This window comes from Saccharothrix sp. ST-888 (genome assembly GCF_000955975.1).
Taxonomy (GTDB): domain Bacteria; phylum Actinomycetota; class Actinomycetes; order Streptomycetales; family Streptomycetaceae; genus Kitasatospora.
On record NZ_JYJF01000741.1, the window covers coordinates 1 to 330 of the forward strand.

The 330-nt window shown below is 71.8% G+C and carries 1 protein-coding gene; it reads right to left on the minus strand.

Annotation, left to right across the window (positions count from 1 at the left end; all coding sequences use genetic code 11):
• A partial coding sequence (locus UK12_RS44870; protein ID WP_156179152.1) for a hypothetical protein occupies window positions 1–306 on the minus strand: 306 nt, incomplete at its 3' end.
• Between the last annotated feature and the right edge of the window lie 24 nt (window positions 307–330).

Genomic DNA, 330 nt, shown 5'->3' on the forward strand with positions numbered 1-330 from the left:
ACTCACCACCGGGAGACCGAGTTCCAGCACACCAGCGCCGGGCTCGCCATCCTCCCCGGCGACCAGTCGACCGGCCTGGCCGCACAGCGCCTCCGCCGTCCGGCACGACAGCACCCAGGGCACCACCGGCGCCATCGCAGCGGCCCCGATCGAGAGACGCCCCAGGAAGCCCGGCCGGACCCCCCACGACTCCACCAACCGGAAAAGCGCGACCGCAACCGCGAGCAGCGCCGGCTGCGTGTAGGCCGTCTGATCCAGCAGACCGTCCTCACCCGCGAACATCACCCCCCGCAGCGGACGCTCCAAGTGCCCGTCCAACTCCACACACAC